Raw genomic sequence first — 16,041 nt, 5'->3', positions numbered from 1 at the left:
CCGTCCGTCGTCACCGCCCGATCAGGGCGTCACCGTCACGTCCGTCAGGACGAGGACTCCCAGTCCGCCGGGCCGCGCGACCCCGCGCGGTACTCCTCGAGCGGGACCTCGTCCGCCTTCCAGGCGTCGACGACCGGCTCGACGATCTCCCAGCAGCGCTCGGCCACGTCACCGCGGATCGAGAGCAGCGGGTCGTCGTGGAAGATCCCGTTGAGGACCTCGCCGTAGGGGGTGAGCTCGCCGTCCGCGAAGGAGGACGACAGGGTGACCTGGCCCATCTCGAACGGGTTGCCGCCGCCGTTGGCCGACACCGTCAGCTCGATCTCGTCGGGGTTGAGCACGATGCGGAGCGTGTCCGTCTTCGGCCGACCGGACAGGCCGGAGGGCAGGCGCGTCACGGGCTTGAAGGTGATCAGCACCTCCTTCCGGCTGTTGCCGAGTGCCTTGCCGGAACGGAGCGTGAACGGCACGCCCTTCCAGCGGGCGGTGTCCACCTCGACCGAGATCTCGGCGAGCGTCTCGGTGCCGCGCGACTTGTCGACGCCGTCCTCGTCCTGGTACGACGGCAGTTCCTTGCCGTCGATGGTGCCGGCCGTGTAGACCGCACGACGCGACGCGATCTTCGGGTCGCCGCCCTTGAGCTCGGTCGAACGGAGCACCCGGGCCAGGGACGAGCGGAACTCGACGGCGTCGATGTCCGCCGGGGCGTCCATCGTCACGATGCCGAGGATCTGCAGCAGGTGCGACTGGATCATGTCGACCATCGCACCGGCCTCGTCGTAGTACTGGGCGCGGTTCTCGAGACCGAGGGTCTCGTCGTAGAAGATGTCGACCTTCTCGATGTTGTCGGCGTTCCAGATCGGCTCGAACAGGCGGTTCGCGAAGCGCAGACCGATGATGTTCAGGACCGTGGTGCGACCGAGGAAGTGGTCAGTGCGGTGCACGCGCTCCTCGGGGACGAGCTTGAGGACCGTCTCGTTGAGGGCCTTCGCGCTGGCGACGTCCGTGCCGAAGGGCTTCTCGAACGCGAGGGTCGTGCCCTCGGGCAGCTCGACCTGCTGGAGCGCCTCGCAGATGTCGGAGGCGATCTGCGGCGGGAGCGCGAAGTAGAGGATCGGCTCGGCGTCGGCGTCGGCCGCGGCGAACAGCGCCTTGAGGTGCTCGGGGTCGGTCGGGTCACCCTGGATGAACTGCGTCGACGCGAGGGTGGCATCGACCTCCGGGCCCTTCACGTCCTGCGACGCGAAGGACTTCGTGACGACGTCCTTCCACTGCTCCTCGCTGCGGGCGCTGCGGCCCGTGCCGATGAGCTGGACGGGCACCGCTCGACCGCTCTGCAGGAACGTGCCGAGGCCCGGCAGCAGCAGGCGGGAGGCGAGGTCGCCCGTCGCGCCGAAGATGATGAGAGTGCGCTTGTCGGTCACCGGAGGTGACTCCTTTCGCTGTGGTGGGGGTGGTCCGCTTGAGGCCAAGCCGTGGGCGGACCGGTTGATTCCCGGACGAGCAGGTTCGTTGGTGTGCCTGCGTTCCGGAGGTCGTGCTGCGGTTCCGGTGTGGTGCTGGACGCACTTCGGGCGGCACGGGTGTGGGGCCGCCCGAAGTCAGGTGCGCTGGAGGTCCAGGTCAGTGACCGAAGTTGCCGCGGTAGTACTCGTAGACCCATCCGACGAGGGTGATCGCCACGCAGGCGAGCCCGATCGGGACGATCCACAGCCCGGCTGCGACACCGAGGAAGCAGAGCGCCGTGGCACCCGCGAGCAGGATGGGCCACCACGACCACGGGCTGAAGTGCCCGAGCTCGGCGTCGCCGTCCTCGATGTTGGCGTCGGGGCGGTCCTCGGGGAGGACGCCGCCCTGCGAGGACATCACCTTGCCGAGGTAGAACGCGATGAACGCGGACATGATCCCGGTGAGGCCGATGGCCACCGTGCCGACCCACTCCGGGTGACCGTAGTAGAGCAGCGACCAGATGGTGTACGCGGCGTCCGCGAGGATGAAGAACCCGAAGAGGATCCAGAACAGGTTGGTGTTGGCGCGCATCGCCTTACTTCACCTCGCCCTTCGCGGCGTCGTAGGTCGGAGCGTCGGGGGCGTCCTTGGCCGGACCCACACCGATCGGCACACCCGCTTCGGGGTGGTTGAGGTCGAACGCCGGCGACTCCGAACGGATGCGCGGGATCGACGTGAAGTTGTGCCGCGGCGGCGGGCAGCTGGTCGCCCACTCGAGCGAGCGGCCGTAGCCCCACGGGTCGTTCACGGCGACCTTCGGCGCGTTCCGGGCGGTCACGTAGACGTTGAAGATGAACGGCAGGAACGAGATCGCGAGGATCATCGAGCCGATCGTCGACAGCTGGTTCATCCAGGTGAACCCGTCGTTCGGCAGGTAGGTCGCGTAGCGACGCGGCATGCCGATGACGCCGAGCCAGTGCTGGATGAGGAACGTCGTGTGGAAGCCGATGAACAGGAGCCAGAAGTGGATCTTGCCGAGGCGCTCGTTGAGCATCTTGCCCGTCCACTTCGGCCACCAGAAGTAGAAGCCGGAGAACATCGCGAACACGACGGTGCCGAAGACGACGTAGTGGAAGTGCGCGACGACGAAGTACGAGTCGGACACGTGGAAGTCGAGCGGCGGCGACGCCAGGATCACTCCGGTGAGGCCACCGAACGTGAAGGTGATGAGGAAGCCGACCGCCCACAGGAGCGGCGTCTCGAACGTGACCGAACCGCGCCACATCGTGCCGACCCAGTTGAAGATCTTCACGCCGGTCGGGACCGCGATGAGCATCGTCATGAGCGAGAACCACGGGAGCAGGACGCCACCGGTGACGTACATGTGGTGCGCCCAGACCGTGACCGACAGCGCGGCGATCGAGATGGTCGCGTAGACGAGGGTCTTGTAGCCGAAGATCGGCTTGCGGCTGAAGACCGGGAAGACCTCGGAGACGATGCCGAAGAACGGCAGCGCGATGATGTAGACCTCGGGGTGGCCGAAGAACCAGAACAGGTGCTGCCAGAGCAGTGCACCGCCGTTGGCCGGGTTGAAGATCTGGGCGTTGAACACGCGGTCGAGCCCGAGGCCGAACAGCGCGGCGGCGAGCACCGGGAAGGCCATGAGCACGAGCAGGGCCGTCACGAGGGTGTTCCACGTGAAGATCGACATGCGGAACATGGTCAGACCCGGGGCACGCATCGTGATGATCGTGGTGATGAAGTTCACCGCACCGAGGATCGTCGAGAAGCCGGTCATACCGAGGCCGAAGACCCAGAGGGTGCCGCCGAGCCCTGGTGTGAACGTCGTGTCACTCAGTGGTGCGTAGGCGAACCAGCCGAACGACGCGGCGCCCTGCGGGGTGAGGAAGCCACCGACGGCGATGAGCGAGCCGAACAGGTAGAGCCAGAAGGCGAACCCGTTCAGACGCGGGAAGGCGACGTCCGGCGCACCGATCTGCAGCGGCATGATCGCGTTCGCGAAGCCCGAGAAGAGCGGGGTCGCGAACATCAGCAGCATGATCGTGCCGTGCATCGTGAAGAGCTGGTTGTACTGCTCCTTCGTCGCGACCACGTGCAGGCCGGGCTCGAAGAGCTGGGCACGGATGACGAGCGCCATCACCCCCGCGAGCAGGAAGAAGATGAACGAGGCGATCAGGTACATGTACCCGATGGTCTTGTGGTCCGTGGAGGTGATCCACCGGACGATGATGTTGCCCTTCCGGCCGACCTTCGACGCCTGGAAGTCCAGTGTCGTGGTCCCTGCAGCCGGCTGGCCGACGAGTGACGTGGTCATCTGACGGAGCCCCTACTTGTTGTCGCTCGACGCCGTGACGGGCGTCTTGTCGTTGGGTTCGTTCGTGTTGGTGTTGTACTCGTTGCCGAGCAGACCGACCTTGCCCTGCTCCTCGAGCGAGTCGAGGTACTTCTGGTACTCAGCCGGGGTGACGACCTTCACCTGGAAGAGCATGAGCGAGTGGTACTCACCGCACAGCTCCGCGCACTTGCCCTGGTAGGTACCGAGCTTCTGCGGGATGAAGTACTCGTCGTTCTGCTTGCCCGGGAGCATGTCCTTCTTGTAGAGGAAGTCGATGATCCAGAACGAGTGGTCGACGTCGCGGGACGAGAGCTCGATGTGGACCTTCTTGCCCTTGGGCAGGTAGAGGGTCGGGAGCTGCGACTCGTCGATCGCGCCGTTGGCGTTCTCTTCTTCCTGGGCCTGGATGCCCTGGTAGTAGACGCTCTTGGACTTGTCGTCCTCGTTGATGTAGTTGAAGTCCCACGCCCAGCGCTTGCCGTAGACGTGGATCGTCGCGTCGGCGTTCTTGAACGGCTGCTCGATCGCGGCCTGGTCCTTTGCGGTGAAGGCGAAGAAGCCGAGCACGAGGATCAGCGGCACGATCGTGTAGAAGATCTCGAGCGGCATGTTGTAGCGCATCTGCACCGGCAGGCCGGTCTGGCCCTTGCGGCGGCGGTAGACGATCGCTGCCCAGATGATGAGGCCCCACACGATCAGACCGACCGCGAGCAGCACGACCCAGCTGGTGGTCCACAGGCCGACGATGCGGCTCGTGTGGTTGGTGACGTCCTTCGTCTCCTCCGTGCCGGGGAGCCATCCGTTCAGCTGCTGCTGCGTGCAACCAGCCAGTGCGATGACCAGACCGACGGCCACCGGGACGGCCGCCCAACGTATACGGCGATTCGAACGCACTGTTACCTCTCGGAAGAACGTGAAACCGGAGCAGGCCGCGACGTGAAGGTCGCGCATGGCTCGCTCCCAGCTTGGTTGGAACACTCCTAGCTTACTCGCAGCTCGGGACCGCTCGCGCACACGCGACACACCTCGGGCCGCGATCCGCACTCCGTCCGGGCGGGTTTTCCCTGGTCGTGCGGGATGCCACGCCCGGGAACGAACGAGCGGGGAGCGACCGTGTCGGTCACTCCCCGCTCGTGTCGGGTCGACGGAGATCAGTGGAAGCTGTCACCGCACGCGCAGCTGCCCTGCGCGTTCGGGTTGTCGATCGTGAAGCCCTGCTTCTGGATGGTGTCCTCGAAGTCGATCGAGGCGCCGTCGAGGTACGGGACGCTCATCTTGTCGACGACGACCTCGATGCCGTCGCCGAACTCGGCCGTGGCGTCGCCGTCGAGCAGGCGCTCGTCGAAGTAGAGCTGGTAGATCAGGCCGGAGCACCCGCCGGGCTGGACGGCGAGGCGGAGGCGGAGGTCGTCGCGGCCTTCCTGTTCGAGGAGGCTCGCCACCTTCGCCGCGGCCGCGTCGCTGAGCAGGACGCCGTGCGACGGCGCCTCGGTCGTCGGTGCGTGGTCGGTGATGGTGTCGCTCATCCGCGCGTCTCCCTCCGTGCGGTGTCGTTCACCGCGCTTGGACCGATTGTAAGCACCCTCAGCCGCGAGTCGCGAGACGCGCGAGCAGGATCGTCTCCGATGCGATGGCGCGGTGCAGGACGCCGAGGTGCTGCGACTCGTTCGGGCTGTGCGCGCGGGTGTCCGGGTCCTCGACGCCGGTCACGAGGATCTGCGCGTCCGGGAACTGGGCGGCGAGGTCCGAGACGAACGGGATCGAGCCGCCGATGCCCTGCTCGACGGGCGACTCGCCCCAGCCCTCGGCCATCGCGGTCCGCGCTTCCTGGACGGCCCACCCGGCGGTGTCCACGAGGAACCCGTCGCCAGCGTCCGGCTCGCTGATCTCCATCCGGGCGCCGAACGGCACGTGCGCCCGCAGGTGCCGCTCGACCGCGGCGTACGCGTCCGTCGCGGCCTGCCCCGGCGCGACCCGCACCGAGACCCGTGCGGAGACCGTCGGCATCAGGGTGTTCGACGCGTTCGCGACGCTCGGGACGTCCATGCCCGTCACGGTGATCGACGGCTGGAACCACATCCGCGACAGCACGTCGCCACGGCCGACCGGACGGACACCCGGGAGCAGTGCCGCGTCGCCGGCGAGCTGCTCCTCGGTGCGCTCGGGCACGTCGGCCTCGTACGACGAGAGGCCTTCGACCGCGACGGCGCCGTCGTCGTCGTGCAGCGAGGCGAGCAGGCGGACCATCGGGATCATGGCGTCCGGCGCCGCTCCCCCGAACATGCCGCTGTGGCTCGCGTGCTCGAGGGTCGTCAGGGTCAGCTTGAAGGTGACGTTGCCGCGCAGGGAGACGGTGATCGACGGGACCTCGGTCGACCAGTTGTCGCTGTCCGCGACGACGATGACGTCGGCGGAGAGGTGCTCCTGCTGCTCGCGGAGGAACGTGCGGAACGACCGGGAGCCGAACTCCTCCTCGCCCTCGATGAACAGGACGACGCCGAGCTCCAGGTCGTCGCCGAACTGCGCGTGCAGCGCCCGCAGCGACGCGATGTGGGTCATCACGCCGGCCTTGTCGTCCGAGGCACCGCGGCCGTACAGGCGGTCGCCACGCAGCGTCGGCTCGAACGGCGGGGTCTCCCAGAGCGCGTCGTCGCCCTGCGGCTGGACGTCGTGGTGGGCGTAGAGCATCACGGTCGGCTTGCCGTTGCGGGCCGGGCGGACCGCGAGGACCGCGGGCTGACCGAGCTCCCCGCCGGCGGCCTCGACCGCTGCGGTGTCGCCGTCCACTGCCGACCGGACGATGCGCACGTCGTCCGCGCCGAACACGCCCGTCGACCGCGCCAAGTCCGCGACGGCCTCGGCGCTGGCCCGCACGTTGGCCGGGTCGAACGCCGACCAGGACACCGAGGGCAACCGCACCAGGTCGGACAGGTCGGCGATCGTCGAGGGCAGCGATCCCTGCACGTGTTCGCGGAGGGCGTCGAGGAGTGCGGGGTCGGTGGCGGCGGCGTGCTGGTCGGTGTCGGTCATGTCCCGTAATCTAGAGGACGATCCAGCACGCAGACCGCAGTCAGGAACGCATCGTGGCGAAGGCAGCCCCCAAGACCAACACGACCGTCAACCCGTCCGAGGCCGAGCTCCTCGAACAGGGGAAGGGCCGTCCGACGCCGACCCGTCGCGAGCGCGAGGCGGCGAACCGTCGTCCGATCGTCGGCGGCTCCGCCGAGGACAAGAAGGCGGCTCGTGCACGGCTTACGAACGAGCGCGAGAAGGCCCGTGTCGGCATGGCCAACGGCGAGGAGCGCTACCTCCCCGCGAAGGACAAGGGCGAGCAGCGAAAGTTCGTGCGCGACTGGATCGACGCCCGCTGGAACGTCGGCGAGATCATGATGCCGGTGCTCGTGCTGTTCCTCATCGTCGGGTTCGCCGCGTCGCAGACCGTGATCGCGTCGTACTCGCTGCTGCTCGTGTGGGCGTTCGTGGCGCTCTTCGTGCTCGACTGCATCGTGCTCTGGCTGTCGTTCCGCAAGAAGCTGACGGCCAAGTTCGGCTCGATGCAGCGCGGGACCTTCCTCTACATCCTCACGCGCGCGTGGCAGCTGCGCTTCCTGCGCCTGCCGAAGCCGCAGGTCCGGCGCGGGCAGTACCCCACCGTCTGATCGCTCCCCATCGCAGCGCCGTCCGGTCCGCCGGGCGGCGCTGCGTCGTTCCCGACGCGCGGCCCGGCCCCCGGCCCCCGGGCCCCGTCCCCCGCCGCCCCCGCCGCCCCCACCGCCCCCACCGCCCCCACCGAGCGGGCAGTATCCGTCACGCTCGCGGGCTCCGCACGGCACATTCCGCCCACTCGCCGAATGCGAGCGGCGCGTCGCGCCCACTCGCGGCCTGCCCGCCGACCACCCACCGGACGGGAGGCGCGGTGCGACCCCGCCCCGCGCCTCCCGTCCGTCAGGTGCTCGATGCGGCCACGCAACCCGCCCGGTACGCACCGCCGAGGTCGCGAGAAGTGCCGCCCCGCGGAGCGCGCGACGGCACATTGCGCGACCTCGCCACAGCACACGCGGCGTGTCGTGCGACCTCGACGACGGACACGCGGCCCCGACGACGGCCAGCCGGACCCGGCCGCGGGCGCGCAGACACGGACCCGCGACCTCGACCGGTCACGACTCGCCGCGTACGACTCGCCGAGCGGGCACAACGCACCGCCACGACGCGTCGAGCGTGACGTACTTCGCCCGCTCGACGACGCGCACGCGACGTCAGCGTGCCGCGCGCCCCAACCGCCGCCGCCGGAGCCGGTTGATCCGCGTTGCCCAGGTCGGCCCCTCGTAGAGGAACGCCGTGTAGCCCTGCACCAGGGTCGCCCCGGCGTCGATGCGGTCCTGCACGTCCTGCTCGGTCGTGACGCCGCCGACCGCGATGACGCAGAAGTCCGACGGCACCGCGGCCCGGACCCGCCGCAGGACCTCGAGCGACCGAGCCGCAACCGGTGCCCCGGACAGACCGCCTGCGCCCATCGCCTCGACGTCCACAGCCGGGGTGCGGAGTCCCGAGCGGGAGATCGTGGTGTTGTTCGCGATGACACCGGCCAGCCCGAGGGAGACGGCGAGCCCCGCGATCGCGTCGATCTGCTCGTCCGTGAGGTCCGGCGCGATCTTCACCAGCACCGGCACCTTGCCGGCGGCGTCGCGCACGGCGGTGAGCAGCGGTCGGAGCTGGTCGAGCTCCTGCAGACCGCGCAGCCCGGGCGTGTTCGGCGAGCTGACGTTGACGGCGAGGTAGTCCGCGAACGGCGCGAGCCTGCGCGTCGACTCGAGGTAGTCGTCGACGGCGTCCTCGACGGCGACGACCCGGCTCTTGCCGATGTTCACGCCGATGACGGGCCGCCCGGGGTTGCGCCGGGCACGCTCCAACCGACGTGCTGCTGCGGCGGCACCGTGGTTGTTGAAGCCCATGCGGTTGATGAGGGCGCGGTCGGGGATGAGCCGGAAGAGCCGCGGGCGCTCGTTGCCGGGCTGCGGCTTGGCGGTGATGGTGCCGACCTCGACGTGCCCGAACCCGAGGACACCGAGTCCGGCGATCCCCCGGGCGTCCTTGTCGAACCCGGCGGCCAGGCCGAAGCGGGACGGGAAGTGGATCCCCATGGTCGTCACGCCGTCGGCGGCGGAGGGCCGCGAGTAGCGCTCGACGAGCCGTCCGACGACGGGCACGTGCGGCAGCCACTTGATCACCGCGAACGCGATGTGGTGCGCGCGCTCGGGGTCCATGTTGGCGAACACCGAGCGGAACACGACGGAGTACCCGCCGCGGACGATCCGTTCCGCGATGCCGCTCACGCGCCGGCCCCGGCCGGGGACGAGCCGGCGACCGGGTCGGCCGCGCCGTGGTGGTCGCGGCGGAGTTGGCCGATGGCGTCCTCGAAGTCCTCGAGCGAGTCGAAGGCCTGGTAGACGCTCGCGAACCGGAGGTAGGCGACCTCGTCGAGTTCGCGGAGCGGCGCGAGGATCGCGAGCCCGATGTCGTTCGCGTCGATCTGGCTCGACCCCGAGGACCGCACGGTCTCCTCGACGCGCTGCGCGAGGATCGCCAGGTCGCCGTCGGTCACCGGGCGTCCCTGGCAGGCCTTGCGCACGCCGGACACGATCTTGTCGCGGCTGAACGGCTCGGTCACCCCGTTGCGCTTCACCACGTTGAGCGAAGCGGTCTCGGTGGTCGAGAAACGGCGGCCGCAGTTCGGGCACTGACGACGGCGACGGATGGAGGTTCCGTCGTCGCTCGTCCGGGAGTCGACGACGCGGGAGTCCGGGTGGCGGCAGAAGGGGCAGAACATGTCGACCCCAGGCTACCGGTTCGTACGCTCCGTCACGGCGGCGCCGTGCGCGGGGAGCTGCTCCTCGGTCGCGAGGGCGACGATGTGCGGCGCGACCTCGGCGAGGGCCTCGGGCGAGTAGCGGATGAGCTGCTGCGGGCGGAGGAACGTCGACGCGGACAGCCCGGAGCCGAAGCGCGCCTGCCCGCCGGTCGGCAGGACGTGGTTCGACCCGGCCAGGTAGTCGCCGAGGCTGACCGGCGTGCTCGGCCCGACGAACACCGCGCCCGCGGCGTCGATGTCAGCGAGGACCGCGTCGTCGTCGGTGGTCTGGATCTCGAGGTGCTCCGGCCCGTAGGCGTTGCTCACGGTCGCCGCGTCGGCGAGCGAGTCCACGAGCACGATCGCGGACTGCGGTCCGTCCAGGGCGACCTGGAGGCGCGACGCGGTCCCGACACGCGCAGCACGTTCCGGGATGGCCGCCTCCACCGCGTCGGCGAACGCCGCCGACGTCGTCACCAGCACGCTGCCGGCCTGCTCGTCGTGCTCGGCCTGGCTGATGAGGTCGGCGGCCACGTACCCGGGGTCCGCGGTGTCGTCGGCGATCACGAGGATCTCCGTCGCGCCGGCCTCGGCGTCGATGCCGACGACACCGCGCACGAGGCGCTTGGCCGCTGCAACGTAGTTGTTGCCGGGCCCCGTGACGAGGTCGACCGGCTCGAGGCCGATCGACGGGACGCCGTACGCCAAGGCACCGACGGCTCCGGCGCCGCCCATCGCGTAGACCTCGTCGATGCCGAGCAGGCCGGCCGCCGCGAGGATCGTCGGGTGCACCGCTCCCCCGTGGTCGCGCTGCGGGGGCGACACGAGCGCGATCGACCGCACGCCGGCGACCTGGGCGGGGACGACGTTCATGACGACGCTCGACGGGTACACCGCCTTGCCACCGGGCACGTAGAGGCCCACCCGACGCATCGGCTGCCAGCGCTGGTGCACCTCGGCGCCGTCGGCCAGGGTGGTCACGGACGCGGCGGGCACCTGGGCCGCACTCGCCGCCCGGACCCGGCGGATGGCCTCGTCGAGCGCTTCCCGGAGCTCGGGCGTGAGGCCGGCGACGGCCGCGGCGATCTCGGCAGCGGGGACCCGCACGTGCTCGGGCGCTCCCCCGTCGAACCGTTCGGCCTGGTCGTGCAGCGCCGACGCCCCGTGCTCGCGGACGGCGTCGACGAGCTCGCGGGCGGCGTCCACCGCGTGCGAGACGTCACCGGCGGCGCGCGGCATGAGTCGGAGGAGTTCGGCACGGGCGGGGAGGCCACCACGGAGGTCGATTCGCTGCATCATCAGGTGGTCAAGCCTACCGAGCGCGGACTGGAGGTCGGTGGCGGACCGGCACCGCACCTCCTGGTTCGCGGTGACGGGGCCCGGGGCTCGCGTCGTCAGGCGAGCGCGTCGACGACGGGGCGGTGTCGGGCGGCGGCTGCCGCGTCCCAGGCGCCGAGCAGGTGGAGCGTCGCGATGCGGAACGCGAGCGCGCGGACGAGCAGTTGGTCCCACTCCGCGACGTCGGCGCCGAGCGCGCCGAGCTGCGCGACCGGGACGCCGTGCCAGCACACGGCGTCGACCGCGGCGACGGCCGCACCGAACCCGGCGGGTCGCCAGGACGGCGGCCAGTCGATGACGGCGGGGACGGCGGGGACGGCGGCATCGGCGAAGAGGACGTTGCCGAGCAGGTCGCCGTGGACGAGCTGCGACGGCGCTCGGACGGGCCGGAACGCCGCCGCGAGGCGATCGAGCGTGGGGTCGTCCGGCAGGCGCGCTGCTCCCCAGGCCATCCGGTCAGCGCGGCCCCACGGGTCGGCGGGGCAAGGCGTGGACGGGGCGAGGAACGCGGGGCGGTCGAGGTGTGCGATCGCTCGGTGGAAGGCGTTCCCGACGCGGATGACGTCGGCGACCCGGGTCTCGTCGGCGCGGCCGGGCAGCCACTCCCATGCCTCCCACGCGCCGGCGCGCCAGGGGCCCTCGACTGTTCGGACGGGTCGAGGTGTGCGGAACGTCGAGGTGTGCGCCAGCTCGGCGAGGACGCCCGCCCGCCAGTCCGTGACCGTCGCGCCGTCGTGCGGTCGGAGGACGACGTCGCCGGCGCGCCAGGTCAGCCCGCGCCCGCCCGCGAGCCGTTCGAGCCGCTGGTCGGCCACGCCGAAGGCACGCAGGGTGCCGGCATCCGGAGCGCCCGCCACGGTGTTCACGCGGTCCGGAGCACCTTCGACATCGGACGGCCCTTCGCGACCTCGTCGACGAGCTTGTCCAGGTACCGGATCTGCCGCATGAGCGGGTCGTCGAGTTCCTCGATCCGGACGCCGCAGATCACGCCGGTGATGAGCGGTGCGTTCGGATGGAGGTGCGCGGCCGCGAAGAAGTCCTCGAACGTCGTCTCGTCGGCGAGGTGCTCCTCGAGCGCGGCGTCGTCGAACCCCGTGAGCCACTCGATCACCGCGTCGAGCTCGGCCTTGGTGTGCCCCTTGCGCTCCACCTTCGCGAGGTAGTGCGGGTACACCGCGGCGAACGGCGTGCCGAAGATGCGGTGCCCGGCCATCGTCAGACCAGGCAGCGCGGCCCGAGCAGGCTCTTCAGCTCGCCGAAGAGGTCGGGTGTCAGGTTCACCGGGAACGGCAGCTCGAACGTGCGGGCGACGTCGTCCTTGATGAGCTTCAACCGGACCTCGGTCTCGCCGCTGTGCCGACCGAGGACGGCGGCGAGTTCGGTCACCGTCGTGGTCGTCGCCTGCCGCTCGGGCAGGCTCAGCGTGAGCGGGCCGGACCCCATGGCGTCGCCGACGTTCGGCTGGAACATGCTCACCGCGTGCAGGGCCTTGCCGTCGTCGCGCACGTTGACACGACCGCGCAGGACCACGATCGAGTCGGCGACGAGCGACGGCCCGAACTCTTGGTAGGTCTTGCCCAGGAACATCACGCCGATCTGGCCGCCGAAGTCCTCGATGTCGACGATGCCGTACGGGTTGCCGCTGGACTTCGCCACCCGGTGCTGCACGCTCGTCAAGAGCCCCGCGACGGTGACCGTCTCACCTTCGACCGAGTCGTCGGCCGCGATGAGGTCGGCGATGGTGATCGACTGGTGCTTCGCCAGCTCGATCTCGAGCCCGGCGAGCGGGTGGTCGGAGACGTACAGGCCGAGCATGTCCCGTTCGAACGCGAGCTTGTCGCGCTTGGACCACTCCGGGCGGTCGGGCACCTGGGACACGACGGCTGCCGACGGCTGTTCCTCGGCGACCTCGGCGAACAGCGAGTCGAAGTCGAACCCGACGTTGCCGTGGGCCTCGTCGCGCTTGACCTTCACCGCACCCTCGACGGCGCCCTCGTGGATCTCGACGAGTGCACGGCGGGAATCGCCGAACTCGTCGAACGCACCGGCCTTGATGAGCGACTCGACCGTGCGCTTGTTCGCCGACGAGATCGGGATCTTGCGGAGGAAGTCGTGGAAGGACTCGAACGCGCCCTTCTCGGTGCGGGCCTGGACGATGTCGTCGACGACGTTGAAGCCGACGTTGCGGATCGCGCCCATGCCGAAGCGGATGTCCTCGCCGACGGCGGCGAAGAAGCCGATCGACTCGTTGACGTCCGGCGGCATGACCTTGATGCCCATCCGGCGGCACTCGTTGAGGTACAGCGCGAGCTTGTCGCGAGCGTCGCCGACGCTCGTCAGCAGGGCCGCCATGTACTCGGCCGGGTAGTGCGCCTTGAGGTACGCGGTCCAGAAGGACACCACGCCGTACGCCGCCGAGTGCGCCTTGTTGAACGCGTAGTCGGAGAACGGCAGCAGGATGTCCCACAGGGTCTTGATGGCAGCGGCCGAGTAACCGTTGTCCTGCATGCCCTTCTCGAAGCCGGCGTACTGCTTGTCCAGCTCGGACTTCTTCTTCTTGCCCATCGCGCGGCGGAGGATGTCCGCTTGGCCGAGGGAGAACCCGGCGACCTTCTGCGCGATGGCCATGACCTGCTCCTGGTAGATGATCAGGCCGTAGGTCGTGCCGATGATGTCCTGCAGGGGCTCCTCGAGCTCCGGATGGATCGGCGTGATCGGCTGCTCGCCGTTCTTGCGGAGCGCGTAGTTCGTGTGCGAGTTCGCACCCATGGGGCCCGGACGGTACAGGGCGATGAGCGCCGAGATGTCTTCGAAGTTGTCGGGCTTCATCAGGCGCAGCAGACCACGCATCGGTCCGCCGTCGAGCTGGAACACGCCGAGGGTGTCACCACGCTGCAGGAGCGCGTACGCCTCGGGGTCCTCGAGCCCCATGGTCTCGAGGTCGAGCTCGATCCCACGGTTCGTCTTGATGTTGTCGAGGGCGTCACTGATGATCGTGAGGTTGCGGAGCCCCAGGAAGTCCATCTTGATCAGGCCGAGCGACTCCGCTGCCGGGTAGTCGAACTGCGTGACGATCTGGCCGTCCTGCTCGCGCTTCATCACGGGGATGATGTCGATCAACGGATCGCTCGACATGATGACGCCGGCGGCGTGCACGCCCCACTGGCGCTTCAGCCCCTCGAGCCCGAGAGCGGTGTCGAACACCGTCTTCGCCTCGGGGTCGGTCTCGACGACCGTGCGGACGTCCACGGCTTCCTTGTAGCGCGGGTGGTCCTTGTCGAAGATCCCGGTGAGCGGGATGTCCTTGCCCATCACGGGCGGCGGCATCGCCTTGGTGAGCTTCTCGCCCATACCGAACGGGAAGCCCAGGACGCGCGAGGAGTCCTTGAGCGCCTGCTTCGCCTTGATCGTGCCGTACGTGACGATCTGCGCGACACGCGCCGACCCGTACTTCTCGGTGACGTACTTGATCGCCTCACCGCGGCGCCGGTCGTCGAAGTCGACGTCGAAGTCGGGCATCGAGACGCGGTCCGGGTTGAGGAAGCGCTCGAAGATCAGGCCGTGCCGGATCGGGTCGAGGTCGGTGATGCGCATCGCGTACGCCACCATCGAGCCGGCACCGGAACCACGGCCGGGACCGACGCGGATGCCGTTGTTCTTCGACCAGTTGATGAAGTCGGCGACCACGAGGAAGTACCCCGGGAAGCCCATCTGGTTGATGATGCCGACCTCGTAGTCGGCGCGTTCCTGGACTTCGCGCGTGATGCCGTCGGGGTACCGGTACTCGAGGCCCTTCGCCACCTCTTTCTCGAACCAGGAGTGCTCGGTCTCCCCCTCGGGCACGGGGAACTTCGGCATGTAGTTGGCCGCGGTGTCGAACTCGACGTTGCACCGCTCGGCGATGAGCAGCGTGTTGTCGCAGGCCTCGGGGTTGTCGCGGAAGAGGTGCCGCATCTGCTGCGGGGTCTTCAGGTAGAACTCGTCGGCGTCGAACTTGAAGCGGTTCGGGTCGTTCAGGGTCGAGCCGGACTGGACGCAGAGCAGCGCCGCGTGCGACTTGGCGTCGTGCGAGTGCGTGTAGTGCAGGTCGTTCGTGCCGACCAGCGGGATGTCGAGGTCCTTCGCCAGCCGGATCAGGTCGCTCATGATCCGACGTTCGATCTCGAGCCCGTGGTCCATGACCTCGGCGAAGTAGTTCTCCTTGCCGAAGATGTCGCGGTAGTCCGCCGCGGCCTTGACGGCTTCGTCGTACTGGCCGAGCCGCAGCCGGGTCTGGATCTCCCCCGAGGGGCAGCCCGTCGTGGCGATGATGCCCTCGTGGTACTCCTCGAGAAGCTCGATGTCCATGCGGGGCTTGAAGTAGTACCCCTCGATCGACGCCTTGCTCGACAGCCGGAACAGGTTGTGCATGCCCGTCGTGTTCTCGGCGAACATCGTCATGTGCGTGTACGCGCCGGAGCCCGACACGTCGTCGCCGCCGCCGTCGCCCCAGCGCACACGGGTCTTGTCGGTCCGGTGGGTGCGCGGCGTGATGTACGCCTCGGTCCCGATGATCGGCTTGACGCCGCCGGCCTTGGCGGCCTTCCAGAACTCGAACGCGCCGAACATGTTGCCGTGGTCGGTCACGGCAACGGCGGGCATGCCCTGCGCGGCGGTCTCGGCCACGAGGTCGCCGAGCCTGGCGGCGCCGTCGAGCATCGAGTACTCGCTGTGCACGTGCAGGTGGACGAAGGAGTCGGAATCCGACACGGAACCTCCGGTTCGCGGGAGCTGCTGCGGTCTGGGAACAGCCTAACCGCGACCGGGGACAAACCCGGGCGCGTCGAGGCGGACGGGAGGCGCGGTGCGGGGCCGACCCGCGCCTCCCGCCCGTCAGGGGGTCGCGCCACGCGCGGGGCGCGACGCCGAGGGCGCGCAACACGCCGCGCGCGTCCCGCCGAGAGCGCACGAAGTGCCGCTCCGCAGCGCCGACAGCGACCGATTTCGCGACCTCGGCGGGCGCGGCCGGGCGCGTCGAGACGGACGGGAGGCGCGGTGCGGGCCCGACCCG

General features: G+C 69.5%; 13 protein-coding genes. 1 reads left to right on the top strand and 12 read right to left on the bottom strand.

Annotated elements, in window-relative coordinates:
- Window positions 1–44: 44 nt before the first annotated feature.
- From ACEN8D_RS00810 to ACEN8D_RS00785, 6 genes are all read right to left on the bottom strand, one after another.
- Window positions 45–1,424: a glucose-6-phosphate dehydrogenase gene (locus ACEN8D_RS00810; protein WP_070418667.1), complete on the bottom strand. Its 1,380-nt coding sequence runs from the start codon at window positions 1,422–1,424 to the stop codon at window positions 45–47.
- A 199-nt stretch (window positions 1,425–1,623) separates the two neighbouring features.
- Window positions 1,624–2,040 (bottom strand): cytochrome c oxidase subunit 4, encoded by a 417-nt coding sequence (locus tag ACEN8D_RS00805; protein WP_070418666.1) that lies wholly within the window; start codon window positions 2,038–2,040, stop codon window positions 1,624–1,626.
- 4 nt (window positions 2,041–2,044) lie between these two features.
- Window positions 2,045–3,784 (bottom strand): aa3-type cytochrome oxidase subunit I, encoded by a 1,740-nt coding sequence (gene ctaD / locus ACEN8D_RS00800; RefSeq protein WP_309886831.1) that lies wholly within the window; start codon window positions 3,782–3,784, stop codon window positions 2,045–2,047.
- Between the two features lie 12 nt (window positions 3,785–3,796).
- Window positions 3,797–4,699, bottom strand: a complete 903-nt coding sequence (gene ctaC / locus ACEN8D_RS00795) for an aa3-type cytochrome oxidase subunit II (protein WP_071294807.1) — start codon at window positions 4,697–4,699, stop codon at window positions 3,797–3,799.
- Window positions 4,700–4,956: 257 nt separating this feature from the next.
- On the bottom strand, window positions 4,957–5,331 hold the full coding sequence (locus ACEN8D_RS00790) for a HesB/IscA family protein (RefSeq protein WP_413398255.1): 375 nt from the start codon (window positions 5,329–5,331) through the stop codon (window positions 4,957–4,959).
- 58 nt (window positions 5,332–5,389) lie between these two features.
- Window positions 5,390–6,835, bottom strand: coding sequence for a dipeptidase (locus tag ACEN8D_RS00785; protein WP_413398254.1), 1,446 nt, complete (start codon window positions 6,833–6,835; stop codon window positions 5,390–5,392).
- Window positions 6,836–6,888: 53 nt separating this feature from the next.
- On the opposite strand from ACEN8D_RS00785, the gene ACEN8D_RS00780 reads away from it, so the two are divergent.
- The gene (locus ACEN8D_RS00780) at window positions 6,889–7,464 is read left to right on the top strand and encodes a DUF3043 domain-containing protein (RefSeq protein WP_071294805.1); all 576 of its coding nucleotides are present in this window, start codon (window positions 6,889–6,891) and stop codon (window positions 7,462–7,464) included.
- Window positions 7,465–8,061: 597 nt separating this feature from the next.
- On the opposite strand, the gene ACEN8D_RS00775 is transcribed toward ACEN8D_RS00780, so the two are convergent.
- The 6 genes from ACEN8D_RS00775 to dnaE form a co-directional block, all read right to left on the bottom strand.
- Entirely contained in the window at window positions 8,062–9,138 is a 1,077-nt protein-coding gene (locus ACEN8D_RS00775) for a quinone-dependent dihydroorotate dehydrogenase (RefSeq protein ID WP_083403198.1), read from the bottom strand.
- Complete coding sequence (nrdR, locus tag ACEN8D_RS00770) at window positions 9,135–9,632, bottom strand: transcriptional regulator NrdR (RefSeq protein WP_070418661.1); 498 nt, start codon at window positions 9,630–9,632, stop codon at window positions 9,135–9,137. Before nrdR ends, ACEN8D_RS00775 begins: the two co-directional genes overlap by 4 nt.
- A gap of 12 nt (window positions 9,633–9,644) precedes the next feature.
- Window positions 9,645–10,952, bottom strand: a complete 1,308-nt coding sequence (gene hisD / locus ACEN8D_RS00765) for a histidinol dehydrogenase (protein WP_413461672.1) — start codon at window positions 10,950–10,952, stop codon at window positions 9,645–9,647.
- Between the two features lie 95 nt (window positions 10,953–11,047).
- Window positions 11,048–11,857 (bottom strand): aminoglycoside phosphotransferase/kinase family protein, encoded by an 810-nt coding sequence (locus ACEN8D_RS00760; protein WP_413461671.1) that lies wholly within the window; start codon window positions 11,855–11,857, stop codon window positions 11,048–11,050.
- Window positions 11,854–12,204: a DUF2200 domain-containing protein gene (locus ACEN8D_RS00755; protein WP_309779284.1), complete on the bottom strand. Its 351-nt coding sequence runs from the start codon at window positions 12,202–12,204 to the stop codon at window positions 11,854–11,856. Before ACEN8D_RS00755 ends, ACEN8D_RS00760 begins: the two co-directional genes overlap by 4 nt.
- 2 nt (window positions 12,205–12,206) lie before the next feature.
- Window positions 12,207–15,689, bottom strand: coding sequence for a DNA polymerase III subunit alpha (gene dnaE / locus ACEN8D_RS00750; RefSeq protein WP_396127763.1), 3,483 nt, complete (start codon window positions 15,687–15,689; stop codon window positions 12,207–12,209).
- Window positions 15,690–16,041: the final 352 nt, after the last annotated feature.

This window comes from Curtobacterium sp. Curtsp22 (genome assembly GCF_059492135.1).
This window is presented reverse-complemented; position numbering and strand designations above follow the sequence as displayed.

Bases quoted from the DNA above. Each gene is read 5' to 3' on its own strand.
- nrdR (WP_070418661.1), bottom strand. From the start codon at position 9,632: ATGTTCTGCCCCTTCTGCCGCCACCCGGACTCCCGCGTCGTCGACTCC.
- hisD (WP_413461672.1), bottom strand. From the start codon at position 10,952: ATGATGCAGCGAATCGACCTCCGTGGTGGCCTCCCCGCCCGTGCCGAA.
- ACEN8D_RS00755 (WP_309779284.1), bottom strand. From the start codon at position 12,204: ATGGCCGGGCACCGCATCTTCGGCACGCCGTTCGCCGCGGTGTACCCG.
- dnaE (WP_396127763.1), bottom strand. From the start codon at position 15,689: ATGCTCGACGGCGCCGCCAGGCTCGGCGACCTCGTGGCCGAGACCGCC.
- ACEN8D_RS00805 (WP_070418666.1), bottom strand. From the start codon at position 2,040: ATGCGCGCCAACACCAACCTGTTCTGGATCCTCTTCGGGTTCTTCATC.
- ctaD (WP_309886831.1), bottom strand. From the start codon at position 3,784: ATGACCACGTCACTCGTCGGCCAGCCGGCTGCAGGGACCACGACACTG.
- ACEN8D_RS00790 (WP_413398255.1), bottom strand. From the start codon at position 5,331: ATGAGCGACACCATCACCGACCACGCACCGACGACCGAGGCGCCGTCG.
- ACEN8D_RS00785 (WP_413398254.1), bottom strand. From the start codon at position 6,835: ATGACCGACACCGACCAGCACGCCGCCGCCACCGACCCCGCACTCCTC.